15 protein-coding genes are annotated in these 21216 nt (G+C 72.6%); 7 read left to right on the top strand and 8 right to left on the bottom strand.

Annotated elements, in window-relative coordinates; translation table 11 throughout:
• The first annotated feature begins 65 nt into the window (after positions 1-65).
• On the top strand, positions 66-2615 hold the full coding sequence (gene pepN / locus ACZ6K0_RS14880; protein ID WP_469233571.1) for an aminopeptidase N: 2550 nt from the start codon (positions 66-68) through the stop codon (positions 2613-2615).
• A 185-nt stretch (positions 2616-2800) separates the two neighbouring features.
• Positions 2801-3808: a hypothetical protein gene (locus ACZ6K0_RS14875; protein WP_376405850.1), complete on the top strand. Its 1008-nt coding sequence runs from the start codon at positions 2801-2803 to the stop codon at positions 3806-3808.
• Between the two features lie 13 nt (positions 3809-3821).
• Here the strand turns inward: ACZ6K0_RS14875 and ACZ6K0_RS14870 are convergent, their stop codons facing one another.
• The 5 genes from ACZ6K0_RS14870 to ACZ6K0_RS14850 all read right to left on the bottom strand — a co-directional run bounded on the left by ACZ6K0_RS14870 (position 3822) and on the right by ACZ6K0_RS14850 (position 7750).
• Complete coding sequence (locus ACZ6K0_RS14870) at positions 3822-4964, bottom strand: serine hydrolase domain-containing protein (protein ID WP_376405848.1); 1143 nt, start codon at positions 4962-4964, stop codon at positions 3822-3824.
• Positions 4965-5123: 159 nt separating this feature from the next.
• Positions 5124-5591 carry an NUDIX hydrolase gene (locus tag ACZ6K0_RS14865; RefSeq protein ID WP_376405846.1) on the bottom strand — a complete coding sequence of 156 codons (468 nt, stop codon included), beginning with the start codon at positions 5589-5591 and terminating at the stop codon, positions 5124-5126.
• Positions 5592-5600: 9 nt separating this feature from the next.
• Positions 5601-6212 carry an HPP family protein gene (locus ACZ6K0_RS14860; protein WP_469233574.1) on the bottom strand — a complete coding sequence of 204 codons (612 nt, stop codon included), beginning with the start codon at positions 6210-6212 and terminating at the stop codon, positions 5601-5603.
• A 77-nt stretch (positions 6213-6289) separates the two neighbouring features.
• Entirely contained in the window at positions 6290-7177 is an 888-nt protein-coding gene (locus tag ACZ6K0_RS14855; protein ID WP_469233577.1) for a pyridoxamine 5'-phosphate oxidase family protein, read from the bottom strand.
• Positions 7178-7294: 117 nt separating this feature from the next.
• The gene (locus tag ACZ6K0_RS14850) at positions 7295-7750 is read right to left on the bottom strand and encodes a VOC family protein (protein WP_469233579.1); all 456 of its coding nucleotides are present in this window, start codon (positions 7748-7750) and stop codon (positions 7295-7297) included.
• Between the two features lie 131 nt (positions 7751-7881).
• Here ACZ6K0_RS14850 and ACZ6K0_RS14845 point away from each other — a divergent pair, with 131 nt between their 5' ends.
• From ACZ6K0_RS14845 to pepN (ACZ6K0_RS14825), 5 genes are all read left to right on the top strand, one after another.
• Positions 7882-8424 carry a CGNR zinc finger domain-containing protein gene (locus ACZ6K0_RS14845; protein ID WP_376405838.1) on the top strand — a complete coding sequence of 181 codons (543 nt, stop codon included), beginning with the start codon at positions 7882-7884 and terminating at the stop codon, positions 8422-8424.
• A 240-nt stretch (positions 8425-8664) separates the two neighbouring features.
• Complete coding sequence (locus ACZ6K0_RS14840) at positions 8665-11985, top strand: S8 family serine peptidase (RefSeq protein ID WP_469233581.1); 3321 nt, start codon at positions 8665-8667, stop codon at positions 11983-11985.
• A 145-nt stretch (positions 11986-12130) separates the two neighbouring features.
• Complete coding sequence (locus tag ACZ6K0_RS14835) at positions 12131-13147, top strand: aspartate-semialdehyde dehydrogenase (RefSeq protein ID WP_469233583.1); 1017 nt, start codon at positions 12131-12133, stop codon at positions 13145-13147.
• A gap of 80 nt (positions 13148-13227) precedes the next feature.
• Positions 13228-14451 carry a TerD family protein gene (locus ACZ6K0_RS14830; RefSeq protein WP_376405832.1) on the top strand — a complete coding sequence of 408 codons (1224 nt, stop codon included), beginning with the start codon at positions 13228-13230 and terminating at the stop codon, positions 14449-14451.
• Between the two features lie 52 nt (positions 14452-14503).
• Entirely contained in the window at positions 14504-17083 is a 2580-nt protein-coding gene (pepN, locus tag ACZ6K0_RS14825; RefSeq protein WP_376405830.1) for an aminopeptidase N, read from the top strand.
• Between the two features lie 73 nt (positions 17084-17156).
• Here the strand turns inward: pepN (ACZ6K0_RS14825) and ACZ6K0_RS14820 are convergent, their stop codons facing one another.
• The 3 genes from ACZ6K0_RS14820 to ACZ6K0_RS14810 form a co-directional block, all read right to left on the bottom strand.
• Complete coding sequence (locus ACZ6K0_RS14820) at positions 17157-18899, bottom strand: FG-GAP-like repeat-containing protein (RefSeq protein WP_469233586.1); 1743 nt, start codon at positions 18897-18899, stop codon at positions 17157-17159.
• 182 nt (positions 18900-19081) lie between these two features.
• Positions 19082-20224, bottom strand: a complete 1143-nt coding sequence (gene alc, locus ACZ6K0_RS14815) for an allantoicase (RefSeq protein WP_469233588.1) — start codon at positions 20222-20224, stop codon at positions 19082-19084.
• Positions 20225-20282: 58 nt separating this feature from the next.
• Positions 20283-21209 carry a LysR family transcriptional regulator gene (locus ACZ6K0_RS14810; RefSeq protein WP_469233590.1) on the bottom strand — a complete coding sequence of 309 codons (927 nt, stop codon included), beginning with the start codon at positions 21207-21209 and terminating at the stop codon, positions 20283-20285.
• Positions 21210-21216 lie beyond the last annotated feature (7 nt).

Genomic DNA, 21216 nt, shown 5'->3' with positions numbered 1-21216 from the left:
GTGCCGCGTGACAGTGGCACATGGGAGAATCGCTGCTGTTTCGAACGTGCCACGAAGGAGTGACCGTGCCCGGTGAGAATCTGTCCCGCGACGAGGCCCACGAGCGGGCCGCGCTGCTGTCCGTCGACGGGTACGAGGTCGTCCTCGACCTGCGTTCGGCGGTCGGCGACTCCGCCGAGGCGGTGCGCACCTTCCGCTCGGAGACGACGATTCGCTTCCGGCGCACCGGCGAGGGCACGAGCACGTTCGTCGACCTGATCGCCCCGTCCGTGAACGCGGTCACCCTCAACGGCCGCGCCCTGGACCCGGCCGTCGTCTTCGACGGCTCGCGGATCGCCGTCGACGGTCTCGCCGACGAGAACGTGCTGGTGGTGGACGCGCAGTGCGCCTACAGCCGGACCGGCGAGGGCATGCACCGCTTCGTCGACCCGGAGGACGGCGAGGTCTACCTCTACACGCAGTACGAGCCGGCCGACGCCCGCCGCGTGTACGCGAACTTCGAGCAGCCCGACCTCAAGGCCCCGTACCGCTTCGCGGTGACCGCGCCCGAGGGGTGGACGGTCTGGTCGAACGGCGCCGGGGAGCAGGACGCCGAGGGTGTGTGGCGGTTCGCCGAGACGGCGCCGATCTCCACGTACATCACCTGCGTCGTGGCGGGCCCGTACCACTACGTGACCGACAGCTACGAGCGCGGCGACCTGACGATCCCGCTCGGCGCGATGTGCCGCAAGAGCCTCGCGAAGCACTTCGACGCGGACGACGTCTTCCTGATCACCAAGCAGGGCTTCGACTTCTTCCACGACAACTTCGACTACCCGTACCCCTTCGGGAAGTACGACCAGGCCTTCGTCCCCGAGTACAACCTCGGCGCGATGGAGAACCCGGGCATGGTGACCTTCCGCGAGGAGTACATCTACCGGGGCAAGGTCACGCAGGCCGCGTACGAGAGCCGGGCCAACGTCATCCTCCACGAGATGGCGCACATGTGGTTCGGCGACCTGGTCACCATGGTGTGGTGGGACGACCTGTGGCTGAAGGAGTCCTTCGCGGACTTCATGGGCTCCTTCGTGAACGCCGAGGCGACCCGCTTCACCAACAGCTGGGTCACCTTCGCCAACAACCGCAAGGCCTGGGCGTACCGCGCCGACCAGCTGCCGTCCACGCACCCGATCACGGCCGACATCCGTGACCTGGAGGACGCCAAGCTCAACTTCGACGGCATCACGTACGCCAAGGGCGCGTCGGTGCTGAAGCAGCTCGTGGCGTACGCGGGCCGGGACGCGTTCCTGGAGGGCGCGCGCCGCTACTTCAAGCGCCACGCCTACGGGAACACGCGCCTCGCCGACCTCCTCTCGATCCTGGAGGAGACCTCGGGCCGCGACATGAAGGCCTGGGCGAAGTCCTGGCTCCAGACCTCCGGCGTGAACAGCCTGACGCCGGCCGTCACCTACGACGCGGAGGGCCGGATCACCGAGCTCGCCGTCCTCCAGGAGGGCGACGAGCTCCGTCCGCACCGGGCGGCGGTCGGTCTCTACCGGCTGTCGGCCGACGGCGACCTCGTGCGCTTCGCGCGCGCCGAGGCCGACATCACCGGCGCCCGGACGGTCGTCGCGGAGCTGGCGGGCGAGGAGAAGCCCGACCTGGTGCTCGTCAACGACGACGACCTGACCTACTGCAAGATCCGCTTCGACGAGGGCTCGCTCGCCACCCTGCGCGCGCACCTCGGCGACATCACCGACCCGCTGGCCCGCGCCCTGTGCTGGTCGGCGCTGTGGAACCTGACCCGCGACGGCCTGATGCCCGCCCGGGACTTCGTCTCCGTCGCGCTCGCCTTCGCGGGCCGCGAGACCGACATCGGCGTGCTCCAGATGGTGCACGCCTGGGCGAAGTCGGCCGTCACCCTCTACGCGACGCCCGCGTGGCGCGAAGAGGGCGGGCGCCTGCTCGCCGAGGGCGGTCTGCGCGAGCTGCGGGTGGCCGAGCCGGGCAGCGAGCACCAGCTGACCTGGGCGCGGTTCTTCGCGGCCACGGCCGGCACGGACGCCGACTTCCAGCTCCTGGAGGGGCTGCTCGACGGCACCGCGAAGATCGACGGGCTCGACGTCGACCAGGAGCTGCGCTGGGCGCTGCTCTCCCCGCTGGCCGTGCACGGCCGGGCGGACGAGGGGCGGATCGGCGAGGAGCTGTCCCGCGACGACACGGCGACGGGCAAGCGGCACCAGGTGCGCCTGCTGGCCTCGCGGCCCTCGGCGGCCGTCAAGGCACAGGCGTGGGCGCAGGTCGTCGAGTCGGACACCCTGTCGAACGCGCTGGTGGAGGCGACGATCGCGGGCTTCGTCCAGCCCTCGCAGCGCGAGCTGATCGCCCCGTACGCGGAGAAGTACTTCGCGGCGATCGAGCGGCTGTGGGCCGACCGGTCGATCCAGATCGGCATGGACGTGGTCAAGGGCCTCTTCCCGGGGCTCCAGGACAGTGACGAGACGCTGGCCGCGGCGGACGCCTGGCTGACGGCGCACGAGTCGGCTGCGCCGGCGCTGCGCCGCCTCGTCCTGGAGGCGCGGGACGACCTGGCGCGGGCGCTGCGGGCGCAGGCCTGCGACGGGCTCGCGGCGTAGCACCTCGGAACACCTCGGACGGCGGGGGTCGCACGCTTCGGCGTGCGACCCCCGCCGTCGTGCGCTTCGGCGGGCGGACCCTCATCGGCACTCGAACGCGCGTACTTTAGGGCGAGGTTGTCCCTAAATGTCGACGAGTGTGTAACAGGGGTTAGGGGAGCCTTCGGGAGCGGAAGACCCCCGGCATGAACCACAACACCCCCATCACCCCCCGCCCCCTCCCCCTCGCCTCCCGCACGGGACGCACCCAACGGCTCGCGTCCGCCGCCCAGTTGAGGACCCAGGGCGTTCCCGCCGGCGAGGTCGCCGCGCGCTGCCGGCCCGGCGGCGGCTGGCAGCAGCTCCTCCCGGGCGTCTTCCTCCTCCAGCCCGGCCCCCCGACCAGCGAGGACCGGCTCAACGCCGCGCTCCTGTACGCCCGTCGGGCCGGGACCGTCCCCCTCCAGGGCCCCGAGGCGATGATCACCGGACTCGCCGCGCTGACCCTGCACCGCTTCTCGTCCGCTCCCCCGCTCACCGCCCTGGACCGGATCGACGTGCTGGTCCCGCGCACCCGGCGGCTGCGCTCCACCGGCTGGGTGCGGGTGGTGCGCGCCGTCGAGCACCCCGAGCCCGTGGAGCTCACCGGCGTCCCCGTCGCCCCCGCCGCCCGTGCCGTCGCCGACGCGGTCGCGGGCCTCTCGGACGCCGAGACCGTCCGCCGGCTGCTCACCGAGGCGGTCCGCGGCGGCCACTGCGAACCGGCCGCGATCGTGCGGGAGTTGAGCCGGGCCCGGCTGCTGACCCGGCCGCACGTGGTGGACGCGGTGGACACGCTCCTCGCGGAGGGGCGCTCGCTCTCCGAGGAGCGGCTGTACGAGATGGTGCGGGAGTTCGCCCTGCCGGACCCGCTGTGGAACGTGGACCTGCGGCTGCCGGGCGGCCCGCACCTGGGCGGGGTGGACGCCTACTGGCCGGACCAGGCGGTCGCCGTCGAGCTGGACACCCGGGCGCCGCGGCAGGACGACGACGCGCTGTGGTCCGAGTACACCCGCAAGCGCGAGCACCTGGAGCGGCTCGGCATCACGGTCGTCCATCTGACCCCGCGCAAGCTGCGCGAGGCCCTCGACCAGCAGGCCACCGTGGTCCGTACGGCCCTGATGGCCGCGGCGGACCGGAAGCCCGGTGCGTATGTCGTCGTCCTGCCGCGCTGAGGGGTCGGCCGCGTCAGCCGCAGAACTCGCCTTCCACGACGGCCTGGGTGTCGCCCGTCCAGTCGGCGTTGAAGTTCAGGGCGATCGAGTGGTTGCCGTCCCGGGTGGCCTGGGCGTCGGAGGAGGAGCCGTGGATGCCGCCGCCGTGGCCCCAGATCTCCTGGCCGCAGCTCAGCTTCTGCTTCATGAGCCCGAGTCCGTACTCCGTTCCGGGAAGTTCGGGAGAGATCGGAACCGTGGTGGTCATCTCCTTCAGTTCGGCCTTCGGGAGGAGCCGGCCCTTGAGCAGGGCGCGGTAGAAGGTCTGGAGGTCGTTCGAGTCGGAGATCATCTCGCCGGCCGCGTAGGCGATGGTGGGGCTGAGCCGGCTGACGTCGTGGACCGGCGCGTTCGGGCCGGCGTCGGAGTTGAGCGTGGACCAGGCCGGTGAACTCGGCTTCGGCATCCGCACGTCGGTGCCGGGGACGCTGGTGGCGCGGAGCTTGAGCGGCTTGATGATCCGGTTCTCGACCGCCTTGCCGTACGGGCGGCCCGTGACCTTCTCGATCACCATGCCGGCCAGGACGTAGTTGGTGTTGGAGTAGTTCCAAGCGGTGCCGGGGGCGAAGTCCGGTGCGTGGGTCATCGCGATGTCGACGAGCTGCTTCGGGGTCCAGCGGTCGTAGCGGTGCTCCAGGAAGCCGGGGCCGAAGACCTTCTCCTGGAAGCCGGGGTCGGCGGTGACGCTGTAGACGCCGCTGGTGTGGTTGAGCAGCTGGCGGACGGTGATCTTCCGGCCGTCGTGGCCGTTGCCCTGGACGACTCCGGGCAGCCACTTCTCGACCGGGTCGTCGAGGTCGATGCGGCCCTCGGCCTGGAGCTGGAGGAGGACGGTGGCGACGAAGGTCTTGGTGATGGAACCGACGCGGTAGCGGTCGTCGCCCTTGCGCTCGCCGGCGGTGCCGGTCCAGGCGGTCCGCCCGTCGCGGGCCTGGGCGACGGCGCCGGGCACTCCGGCGTCGACCGCCGCCTGGAGCGCCTGCTGGGTGGCCGCGTGGTCCTGCTTCACCGGCGCGGGCGCGGGTGCCGCCAGGGCGGGTGCGGCGAGGGCGGTGGCGGCGAGGCCGGCCACCAGGGTGGCGGCGACGACGGTGCGGGCGGTGCGTACGGCTGACATGCGGGCTCCCCTGTTGCTGTTCTGGTCCTGCGAACGCTGTGCTGCGAACGCTGTCCTGCGAACGCTGTGCTGCGGTCGGCGGGGAGGACCGCGGGGGTTGCCACGACGGTTGAGCGGGAGCGCGGTGGTTGAGCCTCTTTCAGCCGTTCGGCGGAGAAGTCAGTCGTTCGACGGATCGGCGAGACGGGAGCGGCCGACCGGGGGCCGCTCGCGCCACAGGTCGAGGCCGATGTCGACGAGGTCGACGCGGGGCAGACCGGGGACGGTGTCGAGCGGATGCCAGGCGGCGAGGTCCGTGGAGCCGCCGGTCTCGTTGCGCAGCGCACCCCCGGTGACCTGCGCCTCGTAGATGATCCGCAGGCCCTGGAAGTCACCGGGAACGCCGAGGCGGCGGATCCAGCTCCGGCGGATCGAGTCGATGCCGAGGAGGGCCGTGGGTTCGGTGAGGTACCCGGTCTCCTCCTCGACCTCGCGGACGACGGCGTCGACGGGCTCCTCGCCGTGGTCCATTCCGCCGCCCGGCAGGGTCCACCGCTTGGTGCCGTCGCTCGACACCCAGCGGGCGAGGAGGACCTCGTCGTCACGGACGCACACGGCGTAGGCCGCCACCCTCAAGTCCTGCTTCATGCACCGAGGTTAGAACCAGTACGCCGGGTACGTCCGTCCCGCGGCACGGGCGCCGCCGAGGCCGACCGCGACCAGGAGGAGGGAGGCGAGGGCGAGAAGGCCGAGAAACGACCAGAACGGCGGGGACTGGAGGGCGACGATCACGGCGGTGGCCGCGGCCGGCGAGTGCGGGGTGCGGGCGCACTGCATCACGCCGAGGGCGAGGCCGCCCGCGACGGCGGCGCCCCAGAGGCCGGGGCCGGCGACGGCGAGGACCGCGAAACCGGTGAGGGCGGAGAGCAGTTGACCGCCGATGACGGAGCGCGGCTGGGAGAGCGGCAGGTCGGGGGCGCCCGCGACCAGCGCCATGCTCGCCGCGAGCGGCGGGATGAGCAGGGGCTGGTGGAGGAGCGTGCCGACGGCGACCAGGAGGAGGAGCCCGGTGACGGCGGCGGCGGTGCCGGCGAGGAGGACGCGGGGGCGGGGGCGGGCGGGGGGTCCGGGCCGGGGGCGCGTGGGGGCGACGGGGGCTTCGGGGGCTGCCGCCGCGGGTACTTCGGGCGCCGTGGTCGCGAGGTCCGGAGCCGTGGTCGCGGGCGTGGGCGTGGGCGTGGTCGTCGCGGGGGCCGGGGTGGTGGGCACGGGCGGTCCTCGGGTCAGGGGTGGTCGGGTCGGGGCGCGATCGAGTCCGGACGCGGCCGGGTCGGGGCGTGGTCCGGTCAGGGCGTGGTCGGGTTGGCCGGGGAGTACTCCGGTGCGGACCAGCGCAGGGGGCTGCCGGCCGGGGTCTCGACCGTGCGGTCGATCCGGAAGCGGGTGACCCGCCCCTCGGGGCCGTACTCGGTGTGCGCGAGGCCGCTGAGCTGGAGGGTCGTCCCCGTCTCCCAGTCGAGGAAGAGCAGGCCGGCGCGGCCGTCCTCCTCCAGGTTGCCCAGGGTCAGGAACATCGCGTTGCCGGGGTAGTCCCGCCAGCTGATCTCCCGGGGCGCGTCGACCCGGACGAAGCCCGGGTTGCCGCCGCGGTGGCTCGCGTCGACGCCGTCGGGCGCGGCGGTGGCGACGAAGAAGGTGTCGGCGGCACGGACGCGGCGCACCTGGTCGGGGGTGAGCACCTCGCCGTGCCGCACGGCACCGGACTCGGGGAGGGCGGCGGCCCCGGAGCCGTACAGCTCCCGCTTCTGCAGGTACTTCGGGCAGTTGGAGAAGACCTGCTCGGCCTCGATCGTGAACCCGCGCGCACTGGGCCGCGCGATGCCGTTGAGGCGCATGCGGCGGCGGGTGCGGGGGTCGAGGGCGAGGGTGCCGACGGGGGTGCCCCCGGTGGTGACGGCGGCGGCGAGCGGGTCGTGGGCGGGGACGCCGCCGGCGACGGAGACGGTGTGCGGGCCGGTGGCCCGGGTGAAGCCGGGGGCGCCGGTGAGCAGGGTCGACCAGACCCGTCCCTCGGGGTCGGCGGCGCCGATCACCAGCATCGGCTGGGCCTGGAGAAAGGCGGCGGCGACGGGGCGGATGCCGGGCGTGATGGAGCGGCCCACGTGTTCGGCGAGGTCGCGGACGCCGAAGCGGGACTGCAGGGCGAGGGAGCCGGAGTGATAGGCGACGCCCATGACGGGTCCTCCAGAGGTGCGGGTCGCGGGATGTACGGGGCCTGGGCGCGGGTGGCGCGTTCGGGTTGTGCCCACCCGTTCCGCCCCGGCGGAACGCATGCCCACAACTAGGTCCGGCTAGAAGAAGCCGCAGGTGGGGGCCGTGCCCGACGGGGCCTCGGCCTCTTCCGGGAGCTTCGGGGTGGAGATCTCCAGGCGGGTGCCGTCCGGGTCGTGGAAGAAGATGCCGCCGGAGGCCGCGCCCTCGTGGTGGGCGACGACGCCCTCGTACGCGAAGGTGGCGCCGCTCGCGGTGAGCGCGGCCTCGGCGGCGCGGACCTGCTGGACGGACTCGACCTCGAAGGCGAGGTGGTGCAGGCCCGGGCGGCCGGAGTCGTACGTGCCCTCGGCCTGCTGCCAGAGGGTGAGGACCAGGCGGCCGTCCTGGCCGAGGAAGGCGAAGCGGCTGCCCTCCTCCTTGCCCTCGCCGAGGACGTCGAAGCCGAGGACGTCCCGGTAGAAGGCGAGCGAGCGCTCCAGGTCGGTGACGTTGATGCCGACGTGGTGGGTGGCGAGCGTGCCGATCACGGACATGACTGTCCCTTCGTCGCAGTGGCCGGCCCCCCTCGGGCTAACCTCTCACTTCGAGATTAGTGGTTAGATGCGAGCAGCGTCAACCGCTCACGTACTCTTGAGGGGTTAGTTCACCGAGGAGGGTGCCCGCCATGACCGCCACCGACCCGCGACCGCTCACCGGCGAGCCCGTCTCCCTCGACCTGCTCAACACCCGCTGGAACGAGGAGGGCGTCCGCCAGGACCTGCTCACCGGCGTCGAGGGGCTCGCCGTCTGGCTCGCCGCCAACGGCCTGGAGGGCCGGTTCACCGCCGATGCCGGCACCCTGCTCCACACCCTCGCCGCCCGGGACGCGCTCGCCGCGCTCGTCGACGCCCCCGGCGACCCCGCCGCCACCGCCCGCGTCGACGCCGTCCTCGACCACGGCCGCATCCGGGCCACCCTCACCCCCGAAGGCCCCGGCGAGGAGGCCGAGTTCGCGGACCCCGCCTGGGGGCCCGGCTGGACCGCCGCCCGCGACTACCTCGACCTGCTGCGCACCGCGCCCGACCGCATCCGGGCCTGCGCCCACGAGGCGTGCATCCTGCACTTCTTCGACACCTCGCGGAACGGCACCCGCCGCTGGTGCTCGATGGCGATCTGCGGCAACCGGGCGAAGGCCTCGCGCCACTACGCCCGCACGAAGGAGAGCTGACCCGGCCCGGCCCTGCCCCGACCCTGCCCCGCCCTGCCCTGCCCTGCCCTCCAGGGCCGCTAACTCACCCCGGTTCACACCGTTTTCTTCCCGATGGCGCATCCCTGGCGCTGGCGGGTTCCCGCCGCGGCGGCAACCCGGCCCCGGGTAACTCTCCACAAACCCCTGTCTTTTACGAAAGGCTGAGCGGTCATCCGGCACCGAAATCCGGACTCTCTCCTTTCACAAACAGGGATGTAAATGACCACCCCCGAAACTCGGAGCTCCATACCCGGAAGCTCGACGCACGGGCACAGACGCGCGGCCCGCATCGCCGCCGCTGCCGGCCTCGTCGCCGCGCTCGTCGCGACCGGCGCCGCGCCCGTGCTCGCCACCGAGGCCCCGGTGACCACTCCCCCGGTGAAGTCCTCGAACCCGGCCGACAAGCTCGGCGCCATCGACGCCCAGCGGCTCACCGAGGCGGAGGCGAGCGGCGAGAAGAACGTCACCGTCCTCGTCGCCACCGCCCCCGGCGCCACCGAGCAGGTCGCGGGCCAGCTCGACGCCGTCGCCGGCGCCTCCGTGGGCAAGCGGCAGGACGCGCTCGGCTACGTCCGCGCGACCCTGCCGACCGCGAAGGCCGAGGCCGCCATCAAGGCCGCCACGCAGCTCGCCTCCGTGCAGTCGATCGACCTCCAGGCCGAGATCGCCCTGGACGACCCGACCCCGGACGCGGGCGCGGCCACGGGCGCCGTCGACGGCACCACCGTCACGACGACGTACCCGGCCCCGGGCAAGTACACCCCGGCGAAGAACCCGTACAACCCGTCGCACGAGACGGGCGCGGTCGACTTCGTCAAGGAGCACCCCAAGGCCGACGGCCGGGGCGTGACCATCGGCATCCTGGACTCCGGCGTCGACCTCGGTCACCCGGCCCTCGCGAAGACCACCACCGGCGAGCGCAAGATCGTCGACTGGGTCACCGCCACCGACCCGCTGACCGAGGGCGACGCCACCTGGCGCGCCCAGGTCACCCCGGTCACCGGCCCGGTCTTCACCGCCTCCACGCAGAGCTGGACGGCCCCGGCGGGCTCGTTCCAGTTCAGCCGCTTCACCGAGTCGGTCACCGCGGGCGGCGACCCCAAGGGCGACATCAACCGGGACGGCGACACCACCGACGTCTTCGGCATGCTGTACGACCCGGCCGCCGGAACCGTCCGCGTGGACACCGACCAGAACAACGACTTCACGGACAACGCGCCGCTGAAGCCGTACAAGGACGGGTACCAGGTCGGCTACTTCGGTACCGACGACCCGGCCACCGAGGTCGTCGAGAAGACCCCGTTCGTCGTCGAGATCCGCAAGGACGTCCCGATGGACCCGCTCGGCGGGACCTGGGTCGGCCAGAAGCGCGACTTCGTCAACGTCGGCCTCGTCGAGTCCTCCCACGGCACGCACGTCGCCGGCATCACCGCCGCCCACGGCCTCTTCGGCGGGAAGATGAACGGCGCCGCCCCCGGCGCGAAGATCGTCTCCTCACGCGCGTGCACCTGGAGCGGCGGCTGCACCAACACCGCCCTCACCGAGGGCATGACGGACCTCGTCGTCAACCGCGGCGTCGACATCGTCAACATGTCGATCGGCGGCCTGCCGCAGCAGAACGACGGCGACAACGTCCGTTCGCGCCTCTACACCCGCCTGATCGACCAGTACGGCGTCCAGCTGGTCATCTCGGCCGGCAACGAGGGCCCCGGCATCAACACGATCGGCGACCCCGGCCTGGCCGACAAGGTCATCTCGGTCGGCGCGGCCGTCTCCAAGGAGACCTGGGCCGCCAACTACGGCTCGGCCGTCGAGAAGAAGTACGCCATGTTCCCCTTCTCCTCGCGCGGCCCGCGTGAGGACGGCGGCTTCACCCCGACCATCACCGCCCCCGGCTCGGCCGTGAACACCATCCCGACCTGGCAGGCGGGCGCCGGCGTCGCCGAGGCGGGCTACACGCTGCCCGCCGGCTACGGCATGCTCAACGGCACCTCGATGTCCTCGCCGCAGGCGGCGGGCGCGAGCGCGCTGCTGATCTCGGCCGCGAAGCAGAAGGGCATCGCGCTCTCCCCGCTCACCCTGCGGACCGCGCTGACGTCCACCGCGCAGCGCATCCCCGGTGTCGCGGCCCACGAGCAGGGCTCGGGCCTCATGGACATCGAGGAGGCCTGGGAGTCGATCAAGGACGGCGCCACGGCGCACGACTACAAGGTCGAGGCCCCGGTCGACACCGTGATCTTCCCGGCCCCGCACACCGGCACCGGTGTGTACGACCGCGAGGGCGGCCTCAAGGTCGGCCAGAAGCGCGTCTACGACGTCACGATCACGCGCACGAGCGGCCCGAACCGGTCGATCGAGCACGAGCTCGACCTCAAGTACAACGACGGCACCTTCCGCATCCTCGGCGACGACGAGATCGACCTGCCGCTGAACAAGCCGGTCACCGTCAAGCTCCAGGCGCGCGCCGCCACCGCCGGTGCGCACAGCGTCATCCTGGAGGCCGACGACGAGCGCACCGAGGGCGTCGACAAGCAGATCCTCGCCACCTCGATCGTCGCGAGCGACCTGGTCGCCCCGGGCTACGGCTTCACCGCCTCCGGCTCGGTGCAGCGCAACAGCAGCAAGTCCTACTTCGTCACCGTGCCCGAGGGCGCCAAGACGCTGGAGGTCTCGCTGGCCGGTCTGAAGGAGAAGAGCCAGACCCGGTTCATCTCGATCCACCCGGTCGGCGTGGGCATCGAGGACAGCGCGACCACGCAGTGCTACCCGCACTACAACCCGGCCAACCAGTGCCGCCCGGACCTCCGCTCCTACGCGGACCCGACGCCGGGCGTCTGGGAGATCGAGGTCGAGTCCCGCCGTACGTCGCCGGACCTGGACAACCCGTACACCCTGGGCGTCTCCGCCCTCGGCGTCGACTTCGACCCGGCCGTGCAGACGGTCGCGGAGGCGAAGATCGGCACCCCGGCCGCGGTCCAGTGGACGGTCACGAACCGCTTCGCCGGCATCGAGGGCAAGCTGAAGGGCGGCTCGCTCGGCTCGCAGAAGAGCGAGACGCCGACCATCCAGCACCACGAGCAGCAGACCAAGACCGTCACCATCGGTGAGGGTGTGGAGCGGCTCGACATCGCCATCGGCAACACCTCGGACAAGGCCGCCGACCTCGACCTCACCGTTCTCCTGAACGGCAAGCAGGTCGGCCAGTCGGCGGACGGCGACTCCGAGGAGGCCGTCTCCCTCGTGAAGCCGGCCGCGGGCACGTACACCGTCGTCGTCGACGGCTACGCGGTCCACGCCGCGGGCGGCACCACGTACGACTACAAGGACGTGTTCTTCTCGTCCGCGCTCGGCACCGTGAAGGTCGACGAGTCGAAGTCGGTCAGCCTGGCCAACGGCGCGTCCGCCCCCGTGGCGGCCGAGGTCCTGGTCGGCGGCGCAGCCCCCGAGGGTCGCCAGTTCTTCGGCGAGGTCCAGCTGGTCAACGGCCGCGGCACCGTCGCGGGCACCGGCAGCGTCCTGATCGGCTCCGTCACCCCGTAGTACCCCGTACGTGAAGGGGCGGGCGCCGAAACCGGCGCCCGCCCTTTTCACGTCCCGACCTGTGGACAATGGATTGGACAAGGTGGCCGGGGACATACGCATCATGGACCGGCAGCACCCTGCACAAACGTACGGAGGAGTCCCCGTGAAGGTCGGAATCGTCGGAGCCACCGGTCAGGTCGGCACAGTCATGCGCAGCATCCTGGCCGAGCGGAAGTTCCCCCTCGACGAGCTGCGGCTCTTCGCCTCCGCCCGTTCCGCCGGGACCGTCGTCGACGGCGTCACGGTCGAGGACGCCTCCACCGCCGACTACACCGGCCTGGACATCGTCCTCTTCTCCGCCGGTGGCGCCACCTCCAAGGCCCTCGCCGAGAAGGTCGCCTCCCAGGGCGCCGTCGTGATCGACAACTCCTCCGCCTGGCGCCGCGACCCCGAGGTCCCGCTGGTCGTCTCCGAGGTCAACGCGCACGCGATCAAGGACCGTCCCAAGGGCATCATCGCCAACCCGAACTGCACAACGATGGCCGCCATGCCGGTCCTCAAGCCCCTCCACCAGGAGGCCGGCCTGACCGCGCTGATCGCCACCACCTACCAGGCCGTCTCCGGCTCGGGCGTGGCCGGTGTCGCCGAGCTGCGCACCCAGGCGTGTGCCGTGGCCGAGACCGCCGACCAGCTGGCGTTCGACGGCGAGGCCGTCGCGTTCCCCGAGCCCACCGTCTACAAGCGCCCGATCGCGTTCAACGTGGTCCCGCTGGCCGGTTCGATCGTCGACGACGGCTCCTTCGAGACCGACGAGGAGCAGAAGCTCCGCAACGAGTCCCGCAAGATCCTGGAGATCCCCGAGCTCAAGGTCTCCGGCACCTGCGTGCGCGTCCCCGTCTTCTCCGGCCACTCGCTCCAGGTGAACGTGCGCTTCGAGCGCCCGATCAGCGTCGAGCGCGCCTACGAGCTGCTCAAGGACGCCGAGGGCGTCGTGCTCTCCGAGATCCCGACCCCGCTCCAGGCGGCCGGCAAGGACGCCTCGTACGTCGGCCGCATCCGCGTCGACGAGACGGTCGAGAACGGCCTCGCGCTGTTCCTCTCCAACGACAACCTGCGCAAGGGCGCCGCGCTGAACGCGGTGCAGATCGCGGAGCTCGTCGTGGCCGAGCTCAAGGGCTGACCCCGACACACTTCGGAGGGGCGGCTTCCCGTTGCGGGGAGCCGCCCCTCCGGCATGTCCGGCCGTGCCACAGTTCGTCCATGACCCAGATACCCCGGGGTGCCGACCTCGCCGTGCCCCCGCAGGCCCTGCACGTCGCGGTCAGCTGGCGGACCGGGTACGGGGTGCCCGACGTGGACGTCTCCGCGCTGCTCCTGGGGCCCGGGGGGCGGGTCCGCGGGGACGCCGATCTGGTCTTCTGCAACCACGCCGCGCATCCGTCGGGGGCGGTGCGGCACCTGGGGAAGTCGGCGCCCGGGGTGCCCGGCAGCCCGGCCGCGGACTGGCTCTGGCTGGACCTCGCGCGGGTGGAGCCCGACGTGGGGCGGCTCGTGATCGCGGCCTCCGTCGACGGGGGCGCCTTCGGGCGGGTCCCCGGGCTCGACGTGCGGGTCACGGACGCGGCCGGGACCTCCGTGGCGTACTGCCCGATGGAGGGCGCGACGACGGAGACCGCCTTCGTCTGCGGGGAGTTCCGGCGGCAGGCCGGCGGCTGGCGCTTCCGCGCGACCGGCCAGGGGTACGGTTCCGGGCTCGCCGGGCTCGCGACGGACTTCGGCATCGTGGTCGAACCCCCGCCGCCCCCGATCCCGGGCCCCGGCTACGTACCGCCGCGGCCCGCGCCGGCGCCCGCCGCCGCCCCGCCCGTCCCGCGCCCCCTGCCGCTACCCGTGTCCCTGCCCGTGCCGTCGGTCGAGTCGTACGGCGGGGACTTCCGGCCCGTCACCTACCAGGGGCGCGGCAAGGAGACCGTGCGCTGCGGCCCGGGGCTGCCGTCGGGCCGCTGGGTGCTCCTGGAGATCGAGTCGTACCACTCGCTCTCCACCACCATCGAGACCTGCGACGCGCACGGCCGCGCCGAGGACTACCTGCTCGCGGCGTACGAGGACGACGTCCGCGCCCGTACGGTCGCCCTCGTCCCGCGGGCCCGGCCGCTGGCGCTGCGGGTGGACGCCGACGCCCCCTGGACGCTGCGGGTGCTGCCCCTCTCCCACGCGCGCCGCTTCGACAGCCACGTCGAGGGGCACGCGCACGATCTGGTCGTCTACGACGGGCCGCCCGGGGTCCTCGACTTCCTGCACCGCGGCGCGTCCCGCTTCACCGTGCACCGGCACACTCCGCCGCAGGACCCGCTCTACGACGACGAGGAGCAGGAGCTGCTGGTCAACGCGGCGGGCGACGTGCGGGTGAGCGTTCCCGTGCCGGGGCCCGGGCTGTTGCGGATCAGCGGAGACGGGCCGTGGAAATGTGCCGTGCGCCGCTGAGCCACCCCGTGGAAGGATGGGCCAAACGTCACGAAACCGAGGAGTTGACCGGGTGCCTGGCACAAACCTGACCCGTGAAGAGGCCAAGCAGCGGGCGGCGCTGCTGACCGTGGACGCGTACGAGGTCGAACTCGACCTCACCGGTGCGCAGGAGGGCGGCACCTACCGGTCCGTCACCACCGTCCACTTCGATTCCGCCGAGGACGGCGCCGAGACCTTCATCGACCTCGTCGCCCCCGCCGTCCACGAGGTCGTGCTCAACGGACACGCGCTGGAGGTCGGCGCCGTCTTCCGGGACTCCCGGATCGCCCTGCGCCACCTGTCGGCCGGCCGCAACGAGCTCAAGGTCGTCGCCGACTGCGCGTACACCAACACCGGTGAGGGCCTGCACCGCTTCGTCGACCCGGTCGACGACCAGGCCTATCTGTACACCCAGTTCGAGGTGCCGGACGCGCGTCGCGTCTTCGCCTCGTTCGAGCAGCCCGACCTCAAGGCGACCTTCCAGTTCACCGTGAAGGCGCCGACCGGCTGGACGGTGATCTCCAACTCTCCGACGCCGGAGACGCCGAAGGACGACATCTGGGTCTTCGAGCCCACCCCCCGCATCTCCACGTACATCACGGCGCTGATCGTCGGCCCGTACCACTCGGTGCACTCCTCGTACGAGAAGGACGGGCAGAGCGTCCCGCTCGGCATCTACTGCCGTCCGTCGCTCGCCGAGTTCCTCGACGCCGACCACATCTTCGACGTCACGCGCCAGGGCTTCGACTGGTTCCAGGAGAAGTTCGCGTACGACTACCCGTTCGCGAAGTACGACCAGCTCTTCGTGCCGGAGTTCAACGCGGGCGCGATGGAGAACGCGGGCGCGGTGACCATCCGCGACCAGTACGTCTTCCGCTCGAAGGTGACGGACGCGGCGTACGAGCGCCGTGCCGAGACGATCCTGCACGAGCTCGCCCACATGTGGTTCGGCGACCTCGTGACCATGGAGTGGTGGAACGACCTCTGGCTGAACGAGTCGTTCGCGACGTACACCTCGGTCGCCTGCCAGGCATCCGTGGCGGGCACCCGCTGGCCCAACGCCTGGACGACCTTCGCCAACGCGGAGAAGACCTGGGCCTACCGCCAGGACCAGCTCCCGTCGACCCACCCGATCATGGCGGAGATCAACGACCTGGAGGACGTGCTCGTCAACTTCGACGGGATCACGTACGCCAAGGGCGCGAGCGTCCTGAAGCAGCTCGTCGCCTACGTCGGCCAGGACGAGTTCTTCAAGGGCGTGCAGGCCTACTTCCAGGCGCACGCCTTCGGGAACACGCGCCTCTCCGACCTGCTCGGCGCGCTGGAGGAGACCTCCGGCCGTGACCTCAAGACCTGGTCGAAGGCGTGGCTGGAGACGGCCGGCATCAACATCCTGCGCCCGGAGATCGAGACCGACGAGAACGGCGCCATCACCGCCTTCGCCGTCAAGCAGGAGGCCCCGGCGCTGCCCGCAGGCGCCAAGGGCCAGGCCGTCCTGCGTCCGCACCGGATCGCCATCGGCTTCTACGACCTCGACGCGAGCGGCAAGCTGGTCCGCACCGAGCGTCTGGAGCTCGACATCGAGGCGGCCGGGCTGACCGCCGTGCCGCAGCTGGTGGGCAAGGTCCGCCCGGCGGTCGTCCTCCTCAACGACGACGACCTGTCGTACGCGAAGGTCCGCCTCGACGAGGTGTCCCTCACCAACGTCACCGCGCACCTCGGCGACTTCGCCGACTCGCTGCCGCGCGCCCTGTGCTGGGCCTCCGCCTGGGACATGACCCGCGACGGCGAGCTGGCCACCCGCGACTACCTGGAGCTCGTGCTCTCGGGTGTCGCCAAGGAGTCCGACATCGGCGTGGTCCAGTCGCTCCAGGGCCAGGTCAAGGCCGCCCTCGAGCTGTACGCGGCGCCGGCGTGGCGGGCCGAGGGCCTGGCGCGCTGGGGCGCCTTCGCCCAGGAGCAGTTGCGCGCCGCCGAGGGCGGCAGCGACCACCAGCTGGCGTGGGCGCGGGCCTTCGCGGCGACCGCCCGTACGGACGCCGAGCTCGACGTGCTCGCGGGGCTGCTCGACGGCTCCGTGGTGATCGAGGGCCTGGCCGTCGACACCGAGCTGCGCTGGGCGTTCGTGCAGCGGCTCGCGGCCACCGGCCGCTTCGACGAGGCGGAGATCGCCGCCGAGCTGGAGCGCGACCGTACGGCGGCGGGCGAGCGGCACGCGGCGACCGCGCGCGCGGCGCGTCCGACGGAGGCCGCGAAGGCCGAGGCGTGGGCGTCGGTCGTCGAGGACGACAAGCTGGCCAACGCCGTGCAGGAGTCGGTCATCGCCGGCTTCGTCCAGTCCGACCAGCGCGAGCTGCTCGCCCCGTACACGGCGAAGTACTTCGCGTCGATCAAGGGCGTCTCGGAGACCCGCAGCCACGAGATGATCCAGCAGATCGTGGTGGGCCTCTACCCGACGCTCCAGGTGTCGCAGGCGACGCTGGACGCGACGGACGCCTGGATCGCGGAGCACGACCCGGCCCCGGCGCTGCGGCGTCTGGTGACGGAGTGCCGCGCGGGTGTCGAGCGTGCGCTGAAGGCGCAGGCGGCGGACGCGGCGGCCGCCGTCTGACGGCGGTGGTGAGGTGAGGAAGGGCCCCCGGACCGATGTCGGTCCGGGGGCCCTTCCTGTGTGCTCGGTGGGCTCAGCCCAGGGAGTCGATCCACTGCCAGCCACCGGTGCCGATGGTCACGGCCTGGCCGAAGCCGGTGGGCGTGCCCGGCAGGAACTCCAGGTTCTCGGCGGTGCCCGCGGTGCGGGTGGACCACAGGTCGGGGGCGCCGTCGCCGTTCGCGTCGCCGGCCGACAGCAGGAGGCGGCGGTCGGCGACGGCCGCCGGGGCGCCGTCGAGGGTGGTCGGGTCGGTGCCGAGGTGCTGGGTTCCCTGGCTGCGGTACTGCTTGACGGCCCCGGTCGCGCGGTCCCGGGCCCACACGTCGGCCCGTCCGTCACCGTCGGTGTCGCCGGGCGTCAGCACGTCGTACCCGGCCCACTCCTTGTCCCCGATCGAGAGGGCGGCCCTGGGGGCGAAGGCGGGCTGTCCCGCCGTGGGCGCGCCACCGCGGTGCAGCCACAGGCCGGTGACGCTGCGGGCGAGGACGTCGGGCAGGCCGTCGCCGTCGATGTCGCCCGCCGCGAGCGTGGTGATCCCGGTCCAGCCGGTGGGCCGGCCGCCCATGGCGAGGCGCGGGCCGAGCTCGCCGCTGCCGGTGTTGGGGTAGACCCACAGGTCGGCGCCGATGCGGGCGAGTACGTCGGGACGGCCGTCGCCGGTCCAGTCGCCGCGGTGGCTGACGACGGCGCCGGCCCAGCCGCCGGTGCCGATGAGCCGCGGCGTGCCGAAGGTGCCCTGGCCCGTGCCGGGGTAGAGCCGCAGATTGCCGTCGTCCTTGACCGCGAGGAGGTCGGGACGGCCGTCGCCGGTCAGATCGGTGTCGACGCCGGAGCCGGGACGGGTCTCCGGGTGGGCGGCGGCGCGGAGCAGCTTGTGGTCGGAGAGGGGCTTCGTTCCGGGCGACTCGGGTGTGAACGCGTCGGCCCGCACGGTGTGGAAGTCGCGGGCGCTGAGGAAGACGTGGTCGAACTTCTTGCCGCTCGCGACGGTGGGTTCGCCGGAGTGGCAGGAGCCGGCGCCGCTCGTGGCGCACTCCTCGGTGAAGAAGTCCCGGTCGTTCTCGTCGGCCTCGGCGAAGGGGCCGGTGCCGGGCGTGCCCTGGCGTATCGGGTTCAGAGCGGGGTCGTACCCCGGCTCCGTGCCCGCGTTGAGGTCGGTGCCCAGGATCACCGGGACTCCGGCGGCCCAGGTGTCGATGCGTGCCATCACCTGCGAGGAGCCGTTGTCCGGCTCGATGTACTGGGCGAGGTGGGTGTTGCACACCAGGGTGGTGCGCCCGTCGACGGGGCCCCGGGCGCAGAGGACCGAGCGCGGTGACTGGCCGGCCGGGACCGTGAGGCCCGCCGCGTACCGCTCCACGGCGGGAGCCTTGACGAAGATGCCGAGGCCCAACCGGTTGTCGGTGGACCACTTGTCGCAGCCCGAGTACGTCCTGGCGGACGTCCACACGGCGCTGTAGCCGGGGAGGGCGTCGCGCAGGGCGGCCCACTGGCCGAAGCACAGCTCCTGGAGCATGAGGGCGTCCGTGTCCCAGGCCAGGGTCTGGTCGCGGAGTTCGGCGGTCCAGGTGGGCAGGTCGAGGTCGCTCTGGCACTCCTCCCACCCGCCGCAGACGTTGTACGTGATCGTGCGCACCGGCGGCGCGGTGGCCGGGTCGACGACGTCCTCGGCGAAGGCCGGGGCGGTGAGTCCGGAGAGCAGTGCCGCCGCGAGGGCGAGCGCGGCCGCGAGCCGGGCCGCGCCCCTGCTCGCTGTCGATCGGAATCGTTTCATGGGTCCCCCAGGTGCTCGACGGTCGCGCACAGCCGGATGATCTTCGCAGGCGTGCGGAGCGACGACGAAGGGGCACCCTCCCCCACGGAGGTGCCCCTTCGCCGCGTCTGGAATCCGCCCGGCGGGCGGGCGTCGGCGCGCGGCCGCGCCGCCGGGCGGAAGCTCTGGAGGGGACCCGCGGGTCAGCCGCCGAGTGCCGCGTACCGGGCGCGCAGGTCGGCCGCGCCCTGCTCCGTCAGCGTGCCGTGGAGCCGCATCCGGGCGACGCCGCCGTCGGGGAAGGCGTCGAGGCGGACGTGGGTGACGACGGCCTGCGCCGGGAGCTTGAAGCGGTGCAGGGTGTCGGGCTGGAGGCGGGTCCGGGGGATGATCTCGAACCACTCGCCCGTCTCGCCGTTGCGGCCCTGGAGGGCGATCCAGCCGGCCGAGTTGCCCTTGAGGTAGGCGGTGTCGATCTCGACGGCGCGGACGGCGCCCTGGGCGGCGAGCCGGAAGCGGACCCAGTCGTTGGTGCCGCGGACCCGGCGGCGGCGGTTCTCCCAGCCGTCGTCCATCTTGCGGGAGGTGCCGGGCAGGATGATCTGGGTCGGCGAGGAGTAGAACTTGTCCGAGGCGTCCTCGTACGAGCCTCCGTTGAGTACGGAGATCAGGTCGAGGGTGCCGAGGAGGTCCAGCCACTCGGGGTCGGGCACGACCTCGCCGTGGACGCGGAGGCGGGCGATGCCGCCGTCGGGGTGCTGGCAGAGGCGCAGGTGGGTGTAGCGGCGCTCGGCGTCGATCGCGAAGCCGTTGGCGGCGTGGCCGCGCACGGGGGTCGGCGGGACGAGCTCCTCCCACTTCGCGTCGGCGAGCTCGGCGGGGCTCGGGGTGCCCTCGACGGCGGTGGCCTGGATCGAGACCTTCTGCGGGTAGTTGCCGCGGAAGTGGGCGGTGTCGACGACGATGCCGCGGATCACGCCGGGGGCGCCGAGGCGGACGATCGCCCAGTCGTGGTCCTCGGGGGCGGGGAAGACGTGGTCGGCGTCGGCGCCGCGGCGGCGGCGGGTCTCCCAGCCGTCCATGATCTTGCCCTTGTGGCCGAAGTGCTCCGGGTCGAAGACGGCCCGCTCGCGGACGAGGAGGTTCTCGCGCTCGGCGAAGAACTCGTCGTTGGCGGCCACGACCCCGGCGCCGAGACGGCGGTCGGCGAGGTCGACGAGCTCGGTGAAGGGGAAGTCACCGGAGCGGTAGTCGGCGTACGGGTCGCCGCCGGAGTACGGGGCGGCGTCGTTGGCGTGCGGGTCCGTGGTCTCGGCGTTCGCGTCGTTCGCGTCGAAGCTGCTCATGACCCGACTCTCCCGCGCCCGTTCTCCACGGTCCATCGAATGTTTTCGATGGTGTCGTTCAGTTCTGCTGAACGGTTTCGCGGGCCGCGGCGGCCTGCCGGAGCGCGGCGAGCACCCGGGCCGTCGCCGGGCCGTCCTCCGCGCCGCGCCGTACCGCCGCGACGACGTGGCGGCGCGGCTGGTCGGCGGAGAGGACGCGCATGACGACCCCGGCACCGCTCCGGCACTCGGCGGAGGCCATCCGGGGCACGAGCGCGATCCCCATCCCGGCCTCGACCATGGCGAGGATCGTGGTCCAGCCGGAGGCGCTGTGGGCCTGTTCGGGGACGAAGCCGGCGGCCTCGCAGGCGGCGGTGGTGATCTCGGACCAGGGGCCGGAGCCGCCGAAGATCCACGGCTCGGCGGCGAGGTCGGCGAGGCGGAGGCCGGGCGCGTCGGCGAGCGGGTGCCCGGCGGGCAGGGCGACGTCGAGGGGGTCGGCGAGGAGCGGCACCCGGCTGAACTTGGGGTCGCGGACCGAGGGCGCGTGGGCGGCGAGCGAGAGCGCCAGGTCGACCTCGCCCGCGGTCAGCAGCTCGTACGCCTCCGCCGCCTCGGCCTCCCGGACGCGGAGGTCGAGCCCGGGGTGGGCGGTGCGCAGCTGCCGGACGGCGGGGACGACGAGCGCGGGCACGGCCGTCGAGAAGGCCGCCACCCGCAGTTGCCCCGCCTCGCCCCGCAGGTACCCGTCGAGTTCGGCGTCGGCGCGCTCCAGCTGGGCGAAGACCACTTCCGCGTGCCGCAGCACCAGATGGGCGGCGTCGGTGAGCCGGACCCGGCGGCCCTGGGCCTCCAGGAGCCGCACCCCGAGCTGTTTGGCGAGGTTGGTGAGTTGCTGCGACACGGCCGAGGGGGTCATGAGCAGGGCCTCGGCGGTCGCGGTGACGGTGCCGCGGTCACGGAGGGTGCGGAGGATCTGGAGCTTCTTGATGTCCCACTCGGTCATGGGGCGC

The sequence above is a fragment of the Streptomyces sp. NPDC042346 genome, assembly GCF_055581845.1.
The sequence above is the reverse complement of the archived record's forward strand: the minus strand, read 5'-3'. Positions and strand labels throughout refer to the sequence as shown.

Excerpts from the sequence above, each read along its gene's own strand:
- ACZ6K0_RS14875 (WP_376405850.1), top strand. The coding sequence starts at position 2,801 with ATGAACCACAACACCCCCATCACCCCCCGCCCCCTCCCCCTCGCCTCC.
- ACZ6K0_RS14870 (WP_376405848.1), bottom strand. The coding sequence starts at position 4,964 with ATGTCAGCCGTACGCACCGCCCGCACCGTCGTCGCCGCCACCCTGGTG.
- ACZ6K0_RS14865 (WP_376405846.1), bottom strand. The coding sequence starts at position 5,591 with ATGAAGCAGGACTTGAGGGTGGCGGCCTACGCCGTGTGCGTCCGTGAC.
- ACZ6K0_RS14855 (WP_469233577.1), bottom strand. The coding sequence starts at position 7,177 with ATGGGCGTCGCCTATCACTCCGGCTCCCTCGCCCTGCAGTCCCGCTTC.
- ACZ6K0_RS14850 (WP_469233579.1), bottom strand. The coding sequence starts at position 7,750 with ATGTCCGTGATCGGCACGCTCGCCACCCACCACGTCGGCATCAACGTC.
- ACZ6K0_RS14845 (WP_376405838.1), top strand. The coding sequence starts at position 7,882 with ATGACCGCCACCGACCCGCGACCGCTCACCGGCGAGCCCGTCTCCCTC.
- ACZ6K0_RS14840 (WP_469233581.1), top strand. The coding sequence starts at position 8,665 with ATGACCACCCCCGAAACTCGGAGCTCCATACCCGGAAGCTCGACGCAC.
- ACZ6K0_RS14830 (WP_376405832.1), top strand. The coding sequence starts at position 13,228 with ATGACCCAGATACCCCGGGGTGCCGACCTCGCCGTGCCCCCGCAGGCC.
- ACZ6K0_RS14820 (WP_469233586.1), bottom strand. The coding sequence starts at position 18,899 with ATGAAACGATTCCGATCGACAGCGAGCAGGGGCGCGGCCCGGCTCGCG.
- alc (WP_469233588.1), bottom strand. The coding sequence starts at position 20,224 with ATGAGCAGCTTCGACGCGAACGACGCGAACGCCGAGACCACGGACCCG.
- ACZ6K0_RS14810 (WP_469233590.1), bottom strand. The coding sequence starts at position 21,209 with ATGACCGAGTGGGACATCAAGAAGCTCCAGATCCTCCGCACCCTCCGT.